The following is a 19,484-nucleotide window of genomic DNA, read 5'->3' on the forward strand; positions in this document are numbered from 1 at the left end:
GAATAGTTGCGGCGCTTTGTCGGGTCACGCATCGTGGCCAATTGCGCCGAGGTGAACAACTGCAGCTGCCGCATAACCCATTCTCCCGCAGCCCTACCCGGCCTGGCCACTATTCGATCACGCTATGTGCGATTAATTCGCAGCGTCAAGCGCGCGCATTGTTCCAACGCCGTCACGGAGAAATCCAGATGTTCCGGCAAGCAACGGAGACCGGCCGTGATGTCGCCGGCCCTCGACGCGACCGTGCCGCCGCCGGCCGAAGCCGGCTCCGTGCCGCCCGCCGTCCCCGCGGTCGTGTCCGGCCGCCAACTGCGTCGACGACCGCCAACTACCTCGACGACAGCATGCGTCGCGGGCATGCCGGGTGCTCACCAGCCGGTGGGCTGGCTCGGCTCAGGCCGTCGATGCGGCAACCGTATCGATCCAGCCGTGCAGGTAACGGACCTGCGCCGACAGCAGCTCCGGGTCGCGCAGGGTGCCGGCCAGCAGCGCGCGGTGACCTGCTCTCCCGGCGCGGCGCGCACGGCGTGTCTGAGCCGGCCTGGTCCGGGTAGGAGCGGGCGAGGTGGGCCGGGGCGCGGTTGCAGGCATCGATCTCGTCGTGGCGCGGCACAATGTGCGCCGTGATCGCTGCCACCCGTACCCTGCTGATGTCGCTGGATCCCTTGCCGCACCGGCGGCGGATGAACCACCTCGCGCAGTGGGCGCGTTCCGCGCCGGACCGTGCCGAGGTCTGCGGTGATCTGCGCGGGCAGGGTTCCTACGAGCGGCATCTCGCTCTGGTCGCCGCCATGGTGGCTCGGGACGGTGACGGTATCGCCGCCGCGGTGCGCGATCCACAGCCGTCGATCCGGGCGGCCGCGCTCGCCGCGGCCTTGCGTGCCGGTATCCCGGTCGGTGATCACGCCGAGCGGTCGGCGATGGAGCGGCGGCGGGTTTATCGGGCGCTGCGCCGCCGGCCCGCGCCGGCTGTCGCCGACGCGTTGATCGCCGAGGTTCGTGCGCAGTTCGGCGACGCGGAGGCAGCCGCGCTGCTGCCCGCTTGCGGTGCCGAGACGGTACGGGCGTTGCTGCCGGATCTGGAGCATGCGGTCAGCCTCGGGCGGCTGGTCCGGCGACATGCCGGCGTCCTGCTGGACCGCGTCCGCGAGCGGCTCGCCGCCGCCGCGCCGGAGCTGCGGGCACGGGTCTGGGGTGACGCCGCCGAGGCGGTGCTGCGGTGCGACCCGGCGCAGACGTTGGATCTGCTGGAACGGTACGCGCCGGACAACTCGCTGCCGGGGGCGCTGCGCGCGTACGGAATCCTCGCGGCACATGACGCGAGTCGCGTCGCCCGCCTGTTGACCGCGCCGGGTCGCGTCGCCTGGCTGCAGGGAATCTTGCTGCCGCCGGCCCTGCTGCGTCGCCTCGCGACGCTGTCCACCGATGAGCTGGCGCCGCTCGCGGCCCGTCTGCGGGAGCGGCACCTGGCGCTGGCGGCGCTGCTCGACGCCGTCACGCCGGCCCGGCGGGGCGAGCTGTACGACCTGGCCATGGCCGAGGCCGACACGGCGTCGCTGATTCCGGCGGCCGAGATCATGGAGGTGCTGCCGGCCGCCGTCCGGATCCGGGAGGCGACACGTGTGCTCGGCCTAGCCAGGATTCGGGAGCGGGAGGCCGAGGTGCTCGTCTGGAGCGCCTACCTGCCTTGGCCGGATGCGTCCGCGGCGCTGGAGGTCGCGCTGCGCTCGGGCGACGCCGACGAGCGCGCGCACGGGTACACGTTGCTGGTCGGTGCCGCCCGTCGCTCTCGCGATCCGCGGGCGGTGGCCGAGGTCGTCGCGCGCCTCGGCCGGCTGCGCAACGAGCAGGATCCGGTACGCGGGGCTGCGCTGACCGCCCTCGCCAAAGTGGCGCCGCTGCTGACCGCGGACACCGCGGCCGGGCTCACTCAGCTGACCACCGACGCGGTCGACGCCCGCGACGCGTCCGCCATCACGACGAGGGCGCTGAGCACCCTGGCGGCCGACGTGCTCCAGCATCACGTGGCCGTGCCGGAGCTGCGCGAATGGGCGCTGCTCACGATCGACCTGGCGAGCTCCGGCGCGCACACGCCGATGCTGCGCCGATTCGACACGGTGCTGCGCCGCGGACAGGAGACGATGGTCTTCGACCGGCTGCGCGGCTGGGTCGAGGCGGGCATCGTCCGCGGCCGGTACGGTCGGCTGTTCGCGCTCACCCACGTGCTCGGCAAACGAGCCTGGCAGCTGCCGCAGCTGCAGGAACTGCTGCGCCGGGCGATCGGCCCCCGCACGCTGCCCTCGGTGGCCCGGGAGGCGATCGGGCTGTGGCTGGACGATCCCCGGACCCGGTCGGACCGGGTCGCCGAGGTGCTGGACACCGATCCGACGGCGGTGACGATCCACCCGGTCTGGGCGACGATCTGCACCTCGCGTACGGATCTGCTCGACCGCGTGCTCGATCGGCGGCCCCGCGGCCGGTTCGTGGAGGCGGGAACGCGCTGGGTGCCGGCCTGGGCGTATCGCCCGGAGCGGTGGCTGCCCCGGCAGCAAACCCGGTTCGTGGACCTGCAGGAGCTGATCATCGCCGACACCGAGCAAGGGGTGTGGCAACGCGCGGCGGCGATCCGGGCCGCCGCGGCGATCCCCGGCACCGGCCGCGAACTGGTGCTGCGCCACCTCGACGCCCCCGAAGTGGTGATCGCCGAAGCGGCGCTCGGCGCGCTCGTCTGGACCGATCGGCCGGACGAGGCGCTGCCCGTGCTGCTGCGATTTGCCGACGGCGACCGGGCGCGGGTCGCGCTGTACGCGGCCGGCCGGGCGGCGCGGCACGTCCCGCCGTCCCGGCTGCCCGACGTGCTCGGCCCGGTGCTGACCGGGCCCGCGAAGATCACCAGCCGGAAGGAGGCGGCGCGCCTGCTGGCCCGGTACGGCCCGCCCCAGGCGATGACCACGCTGCTGGCGGCGTACGCGAACCAGAACGCGCACCGCGACCTGCGCGCCGCGATCGTCTCCGCCGCCCGGCAGCGCCTGCACGCCGAGGCGAGCTGGACCATCCTGCGGACCGCGGTCGAGGGCAGCCGGGAGGAACGCCGGGCGGTGCTGAGCGCGTACCCGTACACGATCCCGGAACGGTATCGATCGCGCTACGGCGCGTTCATCGTCGGGCTGTGCGGGGCCGCCGACCGGGAGGTCCGGCGGGCCGCGTTCGGCTGGCTCGGCGAATGGGCGCCGTGGCTGCCCGAGGTCGGCGGCCTGATCGTGGACCGTCTCACCGATCTCGGCGAGACCATCGCGTACGTCGAGGTGGCCGGCTTGCTGAAGGCCGGCGGTGACGCCGTCCTGGGCGCCGCGCTGGACCGGCTCACCGACCGGGATGCCGGCGACGACCATCCCGGCGACCCGACCGTGGACCGCCCGGCCCGGCGCCGCATCGAGCTTCTCGCCCGCGGCGCACTCACCCGGTCCGGCAGCCTGCCGGCCGAGGCGGACCGCGCCGGGCTCTTCGCCGCGGCGCGCCGGCTCGCCGCTCAACCGGGGTTCGTCGACACCGCCGCGGAGATGCTGGTCGGGCTGGGCCGGCTGGGCAATGTGGACGAGGTCGCCGGATGGTGCGCGGGCCGCCCCGCCCTCGCGGTCCGCACGGCCGACCGCGTCGGCGCCCGCTTGCGCAGCCTCCGCGAACAACCCACCGTCGACTTCCTCGCCAGCACCATCACGCGGCTGGCCGCCCGCGGCGACCTCGCCGGCGGACTGTTCGCGGTCGCGCTGGTGCGGCACGGCGCCGGCTTCGGCTGGAAAACACCATGGCGGGAGATGCTGATCGAACTGCGCCGGCATCCGGACGCGGACGTCCGCGCCGACGCGTACGCGATCGACATGAGTTGAAGCCCGTGAACGGGCTCGAATCGAGGAACCATGATTGTTGATCTGACCGACGCGCACTGGCGAATCACGCCGGCCGCGGTCGGCTCCTCCGTCGAAGTGGTCATCGAGGCCGAGGGCCGCCGCTTTGTCGCGATGATCGACGAGTCGGCGATGCCGTTTCTCGAACGACTCGTGGAGACGCTGCCCCGGACCGGCCCGGTCGACCTGGGCGCCGAGTCGGCCCGGGCGCTGGGGGCGAATCCGTTCGCCGAGGAACCGCTGGACCGCCGCCCCTGGTATCGGCGCCTCATCGGGAGAAGGCCGGCGTTCGGTTTGTCACCGCACCGGCCTTCCGGCGACGGAACGAGCTAGCCGCAGTCAGCAGGCCGTGAAGCCACCGGCGGGGTCAGCCGGCGAATTCGTCGACGCCGAGGGCGAAGTCCCAGTGGCCGACCCCGTTGCCGGCGAGACCCATCGTGACCAGGCCCATTCCTTCCAGCCAGTGCGCCATTCGCAGGCCGCCGACGTCCAGCGGGCGCAGCCCGAGGCTCTTGATGAATGCCGCCACGGCCGCCTTGGCCTGCGCATCGTCGCCGGCCATGAAGACGTTGGGCCGGCCGTTCTCCAGGACATTGCGGAAGATGGTGTTGAACGCCTTGATCACGGCGGCGCCGGCCGGGGCCACCTTGGCGACTTCCTGCGCCACCGAGGTGTCCTCGCTGACGGCCAGTCCGTCGAACGTGGCGTTGAAGGGGTTGCTGATGTCGACGATGACCTTGCCCGCGAGGGCGTCCCCGAACTCGGCGACGACCGGAACGACGCCCGCGTACAACAGGGCCGTGATGACGATGTCGCCGGCCGGGACGGCGCCCCACTTGCCCGTCGTCACGCCGCCCAGGGTCTTGGCCAGGTCTTCGGCCTTGGCATGGTCGCGGCCCATGACCTCGACGCTGTTGCCGCCCGCCACCGCGAGCGTGCCGATGGTACGGGCCATGTTCCCGGTGCCGATGATGGTGATGCTGCTCATGAGTTGTGCTCTCTTCCGGTGTGCCCGCGGCATTCCGCGGGGTGTGTGATTCAGATGGCGGTGGTGCCGCCGTCGGCGACCAGTTCCAGGCCGTTGACGTAGCTGGAGTCGTCGGAGGCGAGGAACAGGGCGACGGTCGCGATCTCCTCGGGGCGGCCCATCGTTCCGCGCGGGATGAGGGACTCGAATGCGGCCTTGGTCGCCTCGTCGAACAGTTCTTCCTGTTTGGCGGTGGCGACCTGGCCGGGGGTCAGGACGTTGACCCGGATCTTGCGGTCGCGCAGTTCGTTGAGCCAGACGCGGGCCCAGGCCTGCTGGACGGCTTTGCTTCCCGCGTACAGACTCCAGCCGGGGAAGGCGCCGAGGGAGGCGTTCGATCCGGTCATGAAGATCGAGCCGTTGTCGTTGAGGAGCGGTAGCGCCTTCTGCACGGTGAACAGGGTGCCGCGCGCGTTGAGCCAGAAGGCACGCTGGAACTGTTCCTCGGTGATTTCGCCGAGGACGGCGGACTCGCCCATCCCGGCGCTGGCCCACAGCACGTCGATCGAGCCCTTTTCCCGCTTGACGGTGTCGTACAAGCGGTCCAGGTCGTCCAGTTCGGACGCGTCACCCTGGACGGCGGTGACGTTGCGGCCGATCACCTTGACGGCGTCGTCCAACGCCTCCGGCCGCCGGGCCTGGATGAAAACGTACGCTCCTTCCTCCACGAACAGTTTGGCGCCGGCCAGCGCCATGCCGGTCGATCCGCCGGTGATCACCGCTACCTTGCCATCGAGCTTTCCCATGATCACTCCATTGCGTTGACGAATTTCCGAAACGGTCCTTCGCCATCAACTGGCGGCGAAGTAATGGCCGTTGTCCAAACCGGCGAGCAGGCCGGGCTGAGTGGGCTCCCAGCCGAGGGTCCGGCGGGTGATGAGGTTGGAAGCCGGGTAGCTCTTCGTGACAATGTTCGCGAGGAAACCGAAATATCCCGGCACCATCAACTCGTCCACGGGAATGCTCACGGCGGGCAGTCCCAGACGGCTCCCGATGGCCTCGGCGATCTCCCGGAACGGAATGCCCTCGTCCTCGACCGCGTGCCAGTATCGCCCGGCCGGCCCTTTCTCCAGCGCCAGGCGGAACAAGGACGCGACGTCGCGGGTGCGCACGGCGTTCCACAGGTTCGCGCCGTCTCCGGGGTAGCCGGCGAAGCCCTTCTCCCGCGCGAGCGCGATCAGCCGCACGAGGAAGCCGGCGCGATCGGCCGTGCTGTGCGCGATGGTGGCAATCCGCACGACCGACGACCGCACTCCCTGCTCGGCGAGGCCGATCACGGTCGTCTCCACGATGTTGCGAGCGTGCAGGGTGCCCCGATGCGCATCGGTGACCGGGAGGGCCGGGTCCTCCTCGGTGGCCGCCCGGCCGAGGTACTGCTGCCCGGGCGAGCCGATGCTCCCCGCTGCGACCAGCGGCTTTCCGGTTCCGGCCAGGGCCTCGCCGTACGCGAGCATGATCGGCACCTCCGCGGCGGCCACGGCGTTCACCCCGCCCGAGACGAGCAGGTCCTGCCGATGCGCCACGTGAATGACGCCGTCGGAATCGGCGGCCGCCTCCTTGAGCCCGTCGAGATCCTGGAGGCTGCCGAGACGTACCTTCGCGCCGAGCGCGGACACCGCCGCCGCGGCCGCGTCCGAGCGGGCCAGGCCGGTGACCTCATGCCCGGCGGCGATGAGCTCGGGAATGATGAACGAACCGGAATGGCCGGTTCCGCCAGCGACAAAAACGCGCACTTCACTGTCCTTGGAAGAGAGGGTGGACGAACTGTTCTTCCCTGGCCCGTTCTGAAGGCTGGGTCCGGCCATCGAATTCCGATGCGAAATTGCGCCGAATTCGCTTGGCCCTATCGGGTACGGATTCAGATTGCCACCGGCCGGACCGACTGTCCAAGACTTCTTTCGGCCGTGGTGATACCGTCAAGACATCACCGGATCGGAGGCGCCATGGATCTGGACCTGCGCAAGCTGCGCTACTTCGTCGCCGTGGCCGACCAGCTGCACTTCGGGCGCGCCGCCGAGGAGCTGCACATCGCGCAGCCGGTCCTCAGCCGGCAGATCCGAGCGCTGGAGCACGATCTCGGCGCCGCGCTGTTCACCAGAGATCGCCACGGCGTGGTGCTGACCGACGCGGGCCGGCAGCTGCTGACCGACGCCGGGCCGCTGCTGGCCTCCGCACACGCGGTCCGCCGCCGGGTCTCCGGGGCCGCCGGCGGCCACCAGCGGCTGGTGGTCGGTTTCCGGGCCGGCATCCCGGTCATCCCGGCGGCGCGGGCGTTCGAGGCCCGGCACCCGGACGTGGTCGTGGACATGCAGCGGATCGAGTGGGACGACCAGGCGCCGATGCTGCTCGACGGCCGCATCGACGTCGGCTATGTGCGGCTGCCCATCGACGAGGTCGGCCTGCGCGTAACCCCCCTGTATGCCGAGCCACGGGTCGCGGTGCTGCCCGCCGGCCACCGGTTGGCCGGCAAGGAGGCGGTCACCGAGGCCGACCTGGCCGGCGAACCGCTGGTCTGGCATGCCGACCCGAGCACGCAGCCCACCCAGCGACCGCACCCCGACGCCGGATACCGGGCGCGCGGGGTGGACGAGACGCTCGAACACGTCGCGGCCGGCCGGGGCATCTCGTTCCTGGCCCGTTCGGCGTCCGTGTTCTACTCACATCCGGAGATCAGCTATGTGCCGATCCCCGATCTCGCGCCCGACCAGGTGTGCCTGGCGGTCGCGGCCGCACGCACCTCGCCGCTGGTCGACGACTTCGTCGCCGCGGCCCAGGCGACGGCCGAGATCACCGCGGAATGCGGGAACTACGAAATGTGGCACCCCGCGAGCGACGCCGTGGCAAAGCACGGTTGAACAGCAAGTTATCGGCGCCTGACCGTGTGGTCAGCAGGTGGAGCTGGGTGCGGTTCTGGTGTTTGCGAGCTTAGCGGCGGCCTCGCCGAGCATGCGCCCGTTCAGCCGGATCGACGCGCCGCGCGGGGTCAGCCGGGCGACCGCAGGCATCCGGCGATCCGGGATGATGGTTGCCCGCCCGGCCAGCAGGGCACGGACGGTCTGGTCGACAGCCTTGCCCGCCGGGGTCGGGCTGATCGGCAGCCGCGCCCGGTCCAGCCCGAACCGGTCGATGATCGGGGTGTCGACGTTTCCGGGCAGCATGACGGTGCCCTTGACGCCGGATGCGGCGAGCTCGTGGTGCAGCGCTTCGCCGAGGTTGAGCACATAGGACTTGAAGGCGCTCTCGTGGGCCATGTTGGGTAGGCCGGGGATCGCACCGAGGGGCCACATCGACGGCCTGCGGAACATCTGGATTTTTCCGAGACAGCGGCGGAGCAATGCGCGCGGCTTGACGCTGCGAATTAATCGCACATAGCGTGATCGAATAGTGGCCGGGCCGGGTAGGGCTGCGGGAGAATGGCTTATGCGGCAGCTGCAGTTGTTCACCTCGGCGCAATTGGCCACGATGCGTGACCCGACAAAGCGCCGCAACTATTCCGCCGAGGCCGAACAATTTCGCCGGGAGCATCAGAGGCATCGCGCGTGGGGCTTGACGCAACGTCATGCCCGCAAGCTGCGTTCCCTCTATGGCCATCTCCCGAGCGACGAGGAGTTGTGGGCCGCATGGCAGGAAGGGGTCGCGGCGGCGCCCGTGGCCGCAACGCCCGAGCAGGCGAACGACCGGCCGCCGGCGCCGCCGCAGTCCGGGCCGCATGCGGCGGTGCAGACCCAGTCCGAGCCAGCCACGTTGGCGCATGCCGAAATGGAACAGGCTGGGCCCGAGCAGGCCGGACCCGAGCAGGCCGGACCCGAGCAGGCCGGGCTCGAACGGGCCGAGGTGGAGCCGGCGGAAATGGAGCGGAACGAGGCGGGGTCGGCCGCGCCGGAGCGGACCGAGCTGGATCGGCCCGTCACGAAAAGAGGGCCGAAACTGGTTCGGCAAGATTGTCAGCCGCAGCCGGGTCCCGGGCGAGCAGCACCCCGTCACCTTGGCGGATACCCGCGGGAGTTCGCGCTTTACCGTGGGGAACGCGGGGCGATTCCGGCCCGCCCGGAAAGCGGCTCTTCGGCGAGGTGGACGAGTCGTTCCACGCGTGATCCACCCTTTTCTGAAAACGTGCCGGAAGGGTTACCGCCGGCGTATTCACATCGGCAGGCTCTCGTGTCTCGCGCCCATTGCTGCCGCGCGGCAACGGCTCGCCGACCACCGCGGCGCCCGTGCCGACCACGCCCGACGCGCCCAGCGCCGCCGCGCGCCTGCAGACTGCGCCCGCGTCCCAGCGCCGCCGCGCCCGCAGACTGCGCCCGCGCCCCACCACCACTGCGCGCCCTCGCTCACCACGCCCGGATCGCCGGATGCGCGGTCACCCGGCTGACCCCGGGCGGCACGTCGATCCGGCTGAACGGCGCATGCTCGGCGCGGCCGCTGCCAATCTTGCGAGCACCCGAACCGCACCCCGGGCGTAACACACCCGCGCGCTCCAGGACAGACAGCGCCACCGCGATGGGGCCTCGACCCGCACCGCTCGGCGAATCGGTGTAGAAAAAATCTCGCCGGGGTTGTCGATAACGCCGGGTCCGATCGTCGTCACGGTGGAAGCGGCCCATCGGCGGCTGCCCGACCTGAGGGGAAACCATCATGCGTTACCTGTTGCTGATCTACAGCGAGGAAACCACCGGCGCGCCCGATCCGGCCGAGGCCGAGAAGGTGATGAACGAGTACTGGGCGTACAGCAACGCGATCAGCGAGGCCGGGGTCAGCCCCGGCGGCGAGGCGCTGCAGGACAGCAAGACGGCCACCACCGTCCGGGTCAAGGACGGTGAGCGGGTGGTCACGGACGGGCCGTTCGCCGAGACGCGGGAGGTTCTCGGTGGCTACTACCTGATCGACGTGCCCGACCTGGACGCGGCGATCGACTGGGCGGCCAAGTGCCCGGGCGCGAAGTACGGGTCGGTCGAGGTGCGGCCGATCATGGAGTTCGACAGCGCGTCCTGAGGCCGGGGGTCATCGATGGGTACGGCGGCCGACTCGGTCGAGGCGGTCTTCCGCGAGGAGTGGGGGCGCCTGCTGGCCACGCTCGTGCGTACCCTCGGTGACCTCGACCTGGCCGAGGAGGTCGCCGCCGACGCCGTCGCCGCGGCGTTGCAGCGGTGGCCGCGCGACGGGGTGCCCGACCGCCCGGCGGCGTGGCTGCTGACCACGGCCCGCCACCGGGCGGTCGACCTGTTGCGCCGGGACCGGGTGCTGGCCGCGAAGCTGGCCCTGCTCCAGGTGGAGGCCGACCGGTACCAGCCGCCACCGCCGCAGACCGCCGATCCGGACGAGTTGCCGGACGAGCGGCTGCATCTCTTCTTCACCTGCTGCCATCCGGCGCTGGCGCTGGAGGCGCAGACCGCGCTGACGCTGAACTGCCTGGGCGGGCTGACCACCGCGGAGGTCGCCCGCGCGTTCCTCACCCCGCACGCGACGATGGCGCAGCGGCTGGTGCGCGCGAAGCGCAAGATCCGCGAGGCGCGGATCCCGTTCCGCGTCCCGCGCGGCGAGGAGTTGACGCTGCGGCTGCCGGCGGTGCTGCGGGTGATCTATCTGATCTTCACCGAGGGGTACGCCGCGACGAGCGGCCCCGCCCTGATGCGCCCCGAGCTGGCCGACGAGGCGGTGCGGCTGGCCCGGATCCTGCACCGCCTGGTGCCGCGCCGGCGCGAGGTGGCCGGCCTGCTCGCGCTCATGCTGCTCATCGACGCCCGCCGCGACGCGCGGGTGAACGTCCGCGGCGAGCTGGTGCTGCTCGACGACCAGGACCGGTCCCGGTGGGACGCCGGCCGGATCGAGGAGGGGCGCCGGCTCGTGGTCGAGGCGCTGACCGGTGGCCGGCCCGGCCCGTACGCGTTGCAGGCCGCCATCGCGGCCGTGCACGACGAGGCGGCGACCGTCGCGACCACCGACTGGCCGCAGATCGTCGCGCTGTACGACGTCCTGCGGACGGTGGCGCCCTCGCCGCTGGTCGAGCTCAACCGGGCGGTGGCGGTCGCCATGGTCGACGGGCCCGCGGCCGGGCTCGCGCTGCTGGACGGCTTGACGGCGGACCGGCGGCTGTCCGGCTATCACCTTCTTCCGGCCGCTCGCGGCGACCTGCTCGGCCGGCTGGGCCGGACGGCGGAGGCCGCGGACGCGTACCGGCAAGCCCTCGAGCTCGCCGGCAACGAGCCGGAGCGGGCGTTTCTGCGGCGCCGGCTGCGGGAGATCGATTGATCGTCGGCTATCCGACGTGCACCTAAGTCTGCCCTCGCGCGCTGGGATCGGTTGACACGTGGGGCGACGCTGGCGCTGTGGAGGGACACGAGGGGGCCTTCGACCGGGAGCCGGATGCGGCCCGGGCGGCGCCGTCCTCCCGCCCGGCGGAGGGCGCCGGAGCGGCGCTGCCGGCGGGAGTCTCGAACGCGGCCGTCGCCCGCGCGCTCGGCGGTCACCGCGCGGGTTCGGAGGAGGGCACCGAGCAACTCGCCCGCCGGATGTTCCCCGACTGGCCCGCGGCAGCCGCGCCGGCCACGCCGCAGCCGACCGGTCCGCCCGCGGCAGCCACGCCGGCAACGCCGGCCGCGACGCAGCCGACCGGTCCGCCGGCGGGCACGCCGAGCCGTGGCGGGCTGCCGGCCTCGGTCGTCGGGCAGGCCGATCCCGCGTTCCGGCCCCTGCTCGGCTCGATCGGGGTTCGCGCCGGCGCGGACGCGACTCTCGACCGGCTCGGCGTCCACGGCGCGGCGCACGGCACCGAGGTCTACCTTCCGGGCGGCGTGGCGAGCGCGAGCGGCCCGGGCGCGCAGCGATTGGTCGCGCATGAGGCCGCGCACGCCGTGCAGTCGGGCGCCGGGTTGACCGGCCGCCGATCGGTCGGGCTGTGGAGCCGGGACAAGCCGTCGGAAACAGCCGACTACCAGCGCTACTGCACCTACTTCGCCGCCGAGATCTGCGATGGCATCGGGGCGGCGATCGGCCGGTTCGGCTTCGCTTCGCCGAGCCCCCATCTGCAGTTGACCGCCGGGGCGCAGCCGCTCGCCGAGGCGGTCGATCTGGCGCTGCCGCGGGGCCCGGATCTGCTCAAGGCGCTCGACCGGCTGCTCGGCGCCGTGGACGAGGCGGCCCGGATCATCGACCGCACCCGGGTGCACACGCAGCAGGCGATGGCGCCCGAGTCGCGACCGGACGACATCTCCATGTGGGAGCTGTCGACCGGCCCGCTGGTGTGGTATCCGGACGTCGCCATCGGGCTCTCGGACGCCCTGATCGGACGGTTGCGGGAGTCGCTCGCGCGAATGGTCCCGCGGTACCTCGACGCCCGCAGCCGGGCCCAGCTCGCCGCCTGGGAGCGGGCCGCGCGGACCGACCCGGGGCTGGCGCCCGAGCCCGATCCGCGTGCCCTGCTGGTCTCGCATCCGCTGGACGCGCTGGCGGCCGACGTCCTCACCGCCGGCGGCGCGGTGGAGGTCGACCTGGCGGCGTACCGGGCGAGCGGCCCGGCACCCGCGGCCGCGGCGCTGCGGCCGGTCCGGCTCAGCTACCTCCCGGCCGAGGGCCTGACCTACTGGGTCCGGGTGGAGCAGCCGCTGGACGCCAGGCGCGAGGAGGTCGCCCTCGCGCTGTACGGCACGACCGAGATGGCGTACCAGCTCATGGCGGCCGGGCGGCTGTTCGGCTTCCCCTGGTCCGGTCAGTTGCTGCCGAGCCGGCAGGAGGAGCTGCGCCGCGCGTCGGCGGCGGGGACCGCGCCGGTCGGACAGCCCGGCGCTACCACACCGTCGGGCACGCCCGATCCCGTACGCGAATTGCTCGCCTCCCCGGCGGCCGGCGAGGCCGCGCTGGCCCAGGCCCGTGCCGGCGCGCCGTTCGGGCCGGTCGCCCCGGCCCAGCCGCTGCACGTCCTGGTGACGATGAACAACAGCGAGTTGCTCCTGACCGCGGTGGCGACGCGAGCCAAACGCTTCGGCGTGCAGGGGGACGTGGAGAAGGCCCGCGCGGATCTGACCGAGCGGCGCCGGCAGCTCGCGGGCGGCACGGCGGCCGGCATCCAGGAGTGGACGCTGCAGGCCGAGGCGCAGGAGGGCCTCCTGACCGAGGTCAGCGCCGGGTTCGCGCACCTCGTCGAGCTGCTCGACAAGGCGGCCGAGAAGGCCGATCCGTTCGCCCTGAACCTGCCCGACTACTACCGCAAGGCGTTCCGGGACGTGGCCGAGGGCCTGGCCGGCGCGGCCGGCGCCTCGCTGCTGGTCGCCACCGCCCGGGAGCGGCTCACCACCGCCCAGCTCGGCCTCAAGCTGCTCCCGGTCACCGTGATGGAGGGGATCCTGCACGGGCTGCAGGCGACCATCTCCGGGATGGGCGGGCGGCAGGGCGCCACCGGCCTGGGCGTACGGGAGGAAGCGCTGCGCGGCCGCATGATCGAGTTGCGTACCCAGGCCACCGACGACCCGCAGGCGTTCGGCGCGTCGCTCGATGAGGTGTTCGGGCTGGTCTCGGATCTGCAGACCGAGGTCGCGATCGACAGCGGGCTGGACAACGTCGAGCAGATGTGGAAGGCGCTGGTCGACAGCGACGGCTTCTGGGCCAACCTGACCGCGAGCATCGGCGACGTGATCGAGATAGCGCAGCTCAAGGCGGAGGCCCAGTATTGGAAAGACCTGTGGGTGGACGCCAAGACGCGCTGGGAGAGTGGCGACCGGCAGGCGGTCAAGGGCGACGTCGAGGGGATGGCCGCGGACCCGCGGCTGCAGAAGTGGCTGCGGCGCGTGGCCGACGCGGTGCACGACGCCCAGATTCGCGCGTTCATCGGCCAGATGATCGCGATGGTCGCGCTCATGCTCGTGACTTCGGGCGTGGGGGCCATCGCCCGCGGCGTGGTGGGTGGCCTGGAGCTCGGCACCACGGCCGCGTTCTGGACGGTCCAGACGGCGGAGGCGGTGACCTTCACCGCCGGCAACGCCATGATGTTCTCCGACGAGGTGACCGCCGGCGGCCTGGCCGGCGACTTCGCGTTCAACCTGTTCCTGTTCGGCACGATGTCGAAGATCGCCGCCCGGATGGAGCGGACCGCCTGGGCGGCCGCCGGCGGGCTCCAGGCGCTCGCCGTCGAGCACGGCGTCCCGATGCTGGTGATGGGCGCGGCCGAACTCGCCAAGCAGGAGGTCAAGGCCGTCTGGGAGAGCCGGGGACGGCAGGGGCTGTCGGCCGCCGAGGTCGAGGAGATCGCGGGACAGAGCTTCGTCTCGTACGTCGCCATGACCCTGATCGCCCGCGGCAAGTTCATGAAGCGGTTCACGGACTGGGCGGCCGGCCAGGGCGGCAAGCTGGGTCAGGCCGCCGGGCGTGCGCTGGAGGCCCGGCGGGAGGCCATCGCGCTGGCCGAGCTGGCGCGGACGAGCCGGCGGCCGGAGGACCTCGACGCCGGGCTGCGCCGCGACAACGAAGCGACCCGGGCCGAGCAGGAGGTGTACGACAAGCTGAGCGAGCGCCTCGCGCGCGAGCCGCGACTGCTGGAGGAGCTGGGGATCCCGCTCGAGGAGATCCAGCTGCGGCTGGCCGGGCCGGAGGCGGCGCAGTTGCGCCAGGCCGAGCTGGCCGGCATGATGCGGCAGCTCGAGGCCGGCCTCTACGAGGTGCCGCGCAGCCAGATGCCGCGCCTGCTCGAGGCGATGGCGAAGCAGGGCGCCGACGTCGTGCCGGGCGACGTCGACGTGATCAGCGGACGCCGGAGCTATTCGGTCAAGCCGGACGGGGGCGAGCCGATGACGCTGGTCGAGGGCCTGGACGCCGGGCCGGGTGGCCTCGGCCGGCCCGCGCCGACCCCGGAGCAGGCCGCGTCGGCCCGGCGCGAGGTGAGCGCGGCGCTCGAGCGGCTCGCGGCCCGCGACACCGCCGTGCAGAAGCTCATCGACGGCATGCAGCACATCCCGGTCGACGTGCTCACCCTCGGCGGCGGTCCGGGCGGCATCCTGGCCGGCGCGACCACGCCGTCCGCGCGAGGCATGCGCAGCGCGCCGGGCGTCGACGTCACCGAGGTGCCGAAGGTCCTCAACATCACCGCCGGCGAGGTCGAGCCGTGGCGGGCCCGCGCCGAGCAGCTGCTGGCCAGCGGCGGCCTGCAGCAGGGCCGGATCGGCCAGCCGCCGGGCGAGTGGGGCTCGGCCGGGCTGACCCGGCAGCCGCAGGAGTTCACCGCCGACGCGTCCGGCTTCGGCCGGGCCGAGGACATCGCCGACGCGCTGACCATGACGGCGTACGAGGCGGGCGTGGTGTCCTACCGCGGCACCCAGGTGCGGGTGGAGGCCAATCCCGGCGACGGCAGCTGGCCGCACGACACCCCGTTCCGGGTTCTGGTGCGGAGCAACACGACCGGGGAGCCGAAGTACTTCTACGCCCGCAAGGGCCTCAACCTCGCGACCGGCCCCGGCCCGGCCACCCGGCTGGAGAGCCACGGACCGCAGGCGAAGGTCACGCCGGAGCACGAGAACGTGCTGGTGGACACCGGCCGCCTGGTGTACGGCGACGCGATCTTCTCCGCCCCGGTGCGAAACAAGGTCGTCCTGATCTCGGGCGGCGGCGCGACGGCCGGCTGGGCCGCCTGGACGGCGGCGCACTCCGGGGCGAGCAGGGTGATCTGGCTGGGCCGGCCGGTGACGCCGCGGCCGGGCGAGCCGCTGCCGCCCATCCCGCCGGAGGTCGTCGCGCTGGGCGAGCGGCTCGGCTACGGCAACCTGCCCCCGGGCGAGGCGGAGGCCGCGCTGCGCGAGCTGATGGCGTTCAAGAACGCGGTCCTCGCCCGCAACACCGACCTGTTCCTGGATCCGCGGGTCGAGCGGCGGATCGGCACGATCCAGGAGGTCGCCCCGGCCGAGCAGTCCGGCGGTTCGGCCCAGAAGGTGCGCGTGCGCTTCGCCGGCGGCGCGGCCGAGGGCGAGGTCTTCGACGTGGTCGGCGTCTCGCACGGCCAGGACCCGGCCGGGCAGGCGCACCGCATGGCCGGGCCGCCGGGGCTGGTCGCCGTGCTCCAGGGCACCGCGGTCCGGCTGAAGATGATCGTCCGCGAGGGGCGCCTGGTCGGTCTGCGCGGCGAGGCGCCGGCCGACTTCATCCAGGTGCCGGCCGGCTCGATGACGGCCGAGCTCGGTGAGTTCGTCGCGGAGAAGGATCTCTACCTCAAGCTGCTGAAGGAGCAGGCCGCGGACGCCCGGGTCCCCGAGCACTCGCGCGGGGTGCCGGGATCGCTGAACCGGATCGGCCAGACCGTGCCCGGGCTCAACACGCGGGTGCCCGAGCCGGGCCGGGGCGCGGCCACGCCCGGCGACCGAGACCGGGATCGCACGCCGGCGCGATAGCATGAAAATTCGTCATGGTGCATAATCTAAAGCGTGACCAAGGTTCTCTCCTCTCTTCCGGTCGGCGAACGGGTCGGCATCGCCTTCTCCGGCGGCCTCGACACATCGGTCGCGGTCGCGTGGATGCGCGAGAAGGGCGCCGTGCCCTGCGCGTACACCGCCGAGATCGGGCAGTACGACGAGCCCGACGTGACGTCCGTGCCCGACCGCGCCCTCGCCTACGGCGCCGAGCTCGCCCGGCTGGTCGACTGCCGGTCGGCCCTCGTCGAGGAGGGCCTCGCCGCGCTCGCCTGTGGCGCGTTCCACATCCGCTCCGGCGGCCGCACCTACTTCAACACCACGCCGCTGGGCCGGGCCGTCACCGGCACGCTGCTGGTGCGGGCCATGCTCGAGGACCAGGTGCAGATCTGGGGCGACGGCTCGACGTTCAAGGGCAACGACATCGAGCGGTTCTACCGGTACGGCCTGCTGGCCAACCCGTCGCTGCGCATCTACAAGCCGTGGCTCGACAGGACGTTCGTGGCCGAGCTCGGCGGGCGCAAGGAGATGAGCGAGTGGCTGCTCGCCCACGACCTGCCCTACCGGGACTCGACCGAGAAGGCGTACTCGACCGACGCCAACATCTGGGGCGCCACCCACGAGGCGAAGTCGCTGGAGCACCTCGACGCCGGCATCGAGATCGTCGACCCGATCATGGGCGTCCGGTTCTGGGACCCCGACGTGGCGATCGCGACCGAGGACGTGACGATCGGCTTCGCCGAGGGCCGGCCGGTCACCATCAACGGCAAGGAGTTCGGCTCGGCGGTCGACCTGGTGCTGGAGGCCAACGCCGTCGGCGGCCGGCACGGGCTGGGCATGTCCGACCAGATCGAGAACCGGATCATCGAGGCCAAGAGCCGGGGCATCTACGAGGCGCCCGGCATGGCGCTGCTGCACATCGCGTACGAGCGGCTGGTCAACGCGATCCACAACGAGGACACCGTGGCCAGCTATCAGACCGACGGCCGCAAGCTGGGCCGCCTCATGTACGAGGGGCGGTGGCTCGACCCGCAGGCGCTGATGCTGCGCGAGGCCCTGCAGCGGTGGGTCGGCAACGCGGTGACCGGCGAGGTGACCCTCCGGCTGCGCCGCGGCGACGACTACTCGGTGCTGAACACCACCGGCCCGGCGTTCAGCTACCACCCGGACAAGCTGTCGATGGAGCGGACCGAGGCGCCGGCGTTCGCCCCGGCCGACCGGATCGGCCAGCTGACGATGCGCAACCTCGACATCGCCGACAGCCGCACCAAGCTCGAGCAGTACGCCCGCCTCGGCATGGTCGGCAGCCCGCAGGGCCTGGTCGGCGCCCTGCCGGCCGGCGGCGCCGAGGAGATCGCGTCGCGCGGCGCCGTCCGCACCGAGGACGACCTGCTCGACCAGGCCGCCATGGAGTCCGGCACCGACTGACGCGCGCGACCGCTCCGGTCAGCCGGTCTCGACCAGGCCGGGTTCCAGGGCGTCGATGTCGTCGACGGCCGGCGCGGGTGCCGGCCGTCGGCGGGCGCGGAAGAGGGCCGGGGCGAGCACCGGCCGACGGCCGGCGGGGAAGCGGGCGCGGCGAAGGATCGGAGCGAGCAGCGAGCCCAGACGCTTGACGGCGCCGTGCAGCCCGGCGAGCAGGAACCCGAGGGCGATGCCGAAGGCGGCGGCCAGCAGCGGCGAGTCGGCGAAGGTCGCGCCGCCGAGGCGGCCCAGGCCGATCGAGTACGCCGCCCACAGCAGGCTGGACACGGCGCTGGCCAGGTAGAACGGCCGCATCGGCAGCGAGACCGACCCGGCCGTCAGCGTGGTGGCGGTGCGCCCGTACGGGATGAACCGGCCGATCACCAGGGCCGCGCTGCCCTGCCGTACGAAAGCCTGCTCTGCCTTTGCCTTTGCGGTGGCCAGCTTGCCGTTCCTGATCCGCGCGCCCGCCTTCCGGCCGGCGTAGTAGGAGATCCGGTCCCCGGCCATGCCACCCGCGACGGCCGCCGCCGCCAGGACGGTGAGATCGGGTGAGCCGGCGGTCGACAACGCGGCCACGCCGATGATCACGGCTTCCGACATCGCGACCGGGACGAAGCCGTCGACCGCCACCAGCAGAAAGATGATCACATAGAGCCACGGCGACGAGATCAGTGGCAGCAGGTGGTTCAACATCGGGTGGCGGCTCTCCTCGGTCCGTCGCCATGACCGTACGAATCTTGCAGGCCCGGTCAAGGCCGCTACCATCGGGTCGTGTCGCGGCGGGTCGCGTTGGCTCTGGGGTCGGGTGGTGCGCGGGGGTTCGCGCACATCGGCGTCATCGAGGTGCTCGGCGAGCGCGGCTTCGAGATCGTGGCGGTCGCCGGCTCGTCGATGGGCGCCCTGGTCGGCGGGGTGATGGCCGCGGGCCGGCTGACCGAGTTCACGCAGTGGGTGACCGGGCTCAAGCAGCGCGACGTGCTGCGGCTGTTCGACCCCCCCAAGTGGTCGGCGCCCGGCATGATCACGGCCGATCGGCTGATCGATCACCTCGACGCCTTCCTCGGCGACATGCAGATCGAGGAGCTGCCGATCCCGTACACGGCGGTGGCCACCGACATCACCGCCCGACGTGAGGTGTGGTTCCAGAACGGCTCGCTGCGCTCGGCGATCCGGGCGTCGATCGCCATCCCGGGGCTGATCACGCCGGTGCTCGCCGACGGGCGCGTGCTGGCCGACGGGGGACTGCTCAACCCGGTGCCGATCGAGCCGACCGCGTCGGCGCCGGCCGATCTGACGGTGGCCGTCTCGCTGCTGGGCCGCCGGCCGGGCAACGAGCCGGCCGCGCCGATCCGCGCCGCGGCCAAACGGCAGCGCCCGGGCGAGTGGCGGGCCCGGCTGCGGCACGCGATACAGCACCGCGCCGAGGACGGCGACCCGGCGGCCGGGACCGAGGTGGCGGAGACCGCCGTGGAGGCCGGCCCCCGCCTGGCCGACGTCATCACCAACTCGCTGGACGCGATGCAGGACATGATCGCCCGGTACCGGATGGCCGGCCTGCCGCCGGACGTGCACATCGCGGTGCCGGTCACCGCCGGGCGGGTGCTGGATTTCCACCGCGCCGGCGACATGGTCGCGCTCGGCCGTGAGCTCGCCACCAAGGCGCTGGACGACGCGGGCTACTGACCGGCGCCGGCGCCCGAC

General features: G+C 72.6%; 13 protein-coding genes. 8 read left to right on the forward strand and 5 right to left on the reverse strand.

Annotated elements, in window-relative coordinates; translation table 11 throughout:
- Nucleotides 1–614 precede the first annotated feature (614 nt).
- Together ACFQS1_RS15010 and ACFQS1_RS15015 are read left to right on the forward strand one after the other, a co-directional pair.
- Nucleotides 615–3,887 carry a hypothetical protein gene (locus ACFQS1_RS15010; RefSeq protein ID WP_378968242.1) on the forward strand — a complete coding sequence of 1,091 codons (3,273 nt, stop codon included), beginning with the start codon at nucleotides 615–617 and terminating at the stop codon, nucleotides 3,885–3,887.
- A 30-nt stretch (nucleotides 3,888–3,917) separates the two neighbouring features.
- Nucleotides 3,918–4,238: a hypothetical protein gene (locus tag ACFQS1_RS15015; RefSeq protein ID WP_378968244.1), complete on the forward strand. Its 321-nt coding sequence runs from the start codon at nucleotides 3,918–3,920 to the stop codon at nucleotides 4,236–4,238.
- A gap of 34 nt (nucleotides 4,239–4,272) precedes the next feature.
- On the opposite strand, the gene ACFQS1_RS15020 is transcribed toward ACFQS1_RS15015, so the two are convergent.
- From ACFQS1_RS15020 to ACFQS1_RS15030, 3 genes are read right to left on the reverse strand one after another with little or no spacing between them, the layout of a single operon-like run.
- Nucleotides 4,273–4,893, reverse strand: a complete 621-nt coding sequence (locus ACFQS1_RS15020; protein ID WP_378968246.1) for an NADPH-dependent F420 reductase — start codon at nucleotides 4,891–4,893, stop codon at nucleotides 4,273–4,275.
- Nucleotides 4,894–4,943: 50 nt separating this feature from the next.
- Entirely contained in the window at nucleotides 4,944–5,678 is a 735-nt protein-coding gene (locus ACFQS1_RS15025; RefSeq protein WP_378968248.1) for an SDR family NAD(P)-dependent oxidoreductase, read from the reverse strand.
- Nucleotides 5,679–5,723: 45 nt separating this feature from the next.
- Nucleotides 5,724–6,665, reverse strand: a complete 942-nt coding sequence (locus ACFQS1_RS15030) for an SDR family oxidoreductase (RefSeq protein WP_378968250.1) — start codon at nucleotides 6,663–6,665, stop codon at nucleotides 5,724–5,726.
- Between the two features lie 210 nt (nucleotides 6,666–6,875).
- Here ACFQS1_RS15030 and ACFQS1_RS15035 point away from each other — a divergent pair, with 210 nt between their 5' ends.
- Nucleotides 6,876–7,787 (forward strand): LysR family transcriptional regulator, encoded by a 912-nt coding sequence (locus ACFQS1_RS15035; protein ID WP_378968252.1) that lies wholly within the window; start codon nucleotides 6,876–6,878, stop codon nucleotides 7,785–7,787.
- Between the two features lie 30 nt (nucleotides 7,788–7,817).
- Here ACFQS1_RS15035 and ACFQS1_RS15040 read toward each other — a convergent pair whose 3' ends face one another.
- Nucleotides 7,818–8,183, reverse strand: coding sequence for an SDR family oxidoreductase (locus ACFQS1_RS15040; protein ID WP_378968254.1), 366 nt, complete (start codon nucleotides 8,181–8,183; stop codon nucleotides 7,818–7,820).
- 1,384 nt (nucleotides 8,184–9,567) lie between these two features.
- Between ACFQS1_RS15040 and ACFQS1_RS15045 the strand changes: the two genes are divergently transcribed.
- From ACFQS1_RS15045 to argG, 4 genes are all read left to right on the forward strand, one after another.
- Nucleotides 9,568–9,924 (forward strand): YciI family protein, encoded by a 357-nt coding sequence (locus tag ACFQS1_RS15045; RefSeq protein ID WP_378968256.1) that lies wholly within the window; start codon nucleotides 9,568–9,570, stop codon nucleotides 9,922–9,924.
- 15 nt (nucleotides 9,925–9,939) lie between these two features.
- Nucleotides 9,940–11,181 carry an RNA polymerase sigma factor gene (locus tag ACFQS1_RS15050; protein WP_378968258.1) on the forward strand — a complete coding sequence of 414 codons (1,242 nt, stop codon included), beginning with the start codon at nucleotides 9,940–9,942 and terminating at the stop codon, nucleotides 11,179–11,181.
- Between the two features lie 77 nt (nucleotides 11,182–11,258).
- The gene (locus ACFQS1_RS15055) at nucleotides 11,259–16,298 is read left to right on the forward strand and encodes an eCIS core domain-containing protein (protein ID WP_378968260.1); all 5,040 of its coding nucleotides are present in this window, start codon (nucleotides 11,259–11,261) and stop codon (nucleotides 16,296–16,298) included.
- A gap of 33 nt (nucleotides 16,299–16,331) precedes the next feature.
- On the forward strand, nucleotides 16,332–17,744 hold the full coding sequence (argG, locus tag ACFQS1_RS15060) for an argininosuccinate synthase (protein ID WP_378968262.1): 1,413 nt from the start codon (nucleotides 16,332–16,334) through the stop codon (nucleotides 17,742–17,744).
- Nucleotides 17,745–17,762: 18 nt separating this feature from the next.
- Here the strand turns inward: argG and ACFQS1_RS15065 are convergent, their stop codons facing one another.
- On the reverse strand, nucleotides 17,763–18,476 hold the full coding sequence (locus ACFQS1_RS15065) for a DedA family protein (RefSeq protein WP_378968264.1): 714 nt from the start codon (nucleotides 18,474–18,476) through the stop codon (nucleotides 17,763–17,765).
- A 78-nt stretch (nucleotides 18,477–18,554) separates the two neighbouring features.
- On the opposite strand from ACFQS1_RS15065, the gene ACFQS1_RS15070 reads away from it, so the two are divergent.
- Nucleotides 18,555–19,466 (forward strand): patatin-like phospholipase family protein, encoded by a 912-nt coding sequence (locus ACFQS1_RS15070; protein WP_378968266.1) that lies wholly within the window; start codon nucleotides 18,555–18,557, stop codon nucleotides 19,464–19,466.
- Nucleotides 19,467–19,484: the final 18 nt, after the last annotated feature.

Source organism: Paractinoplanes rhizophilus (assembly GCF_042664765.1).
Taxonomy (GTDB): domain Bacteria; phylum Actinomycetota; class Actinomycetes; order Mycobacteriales; family Micromonosporaceae; genus Actinoplanes; species Actinoplanes rhizophilus.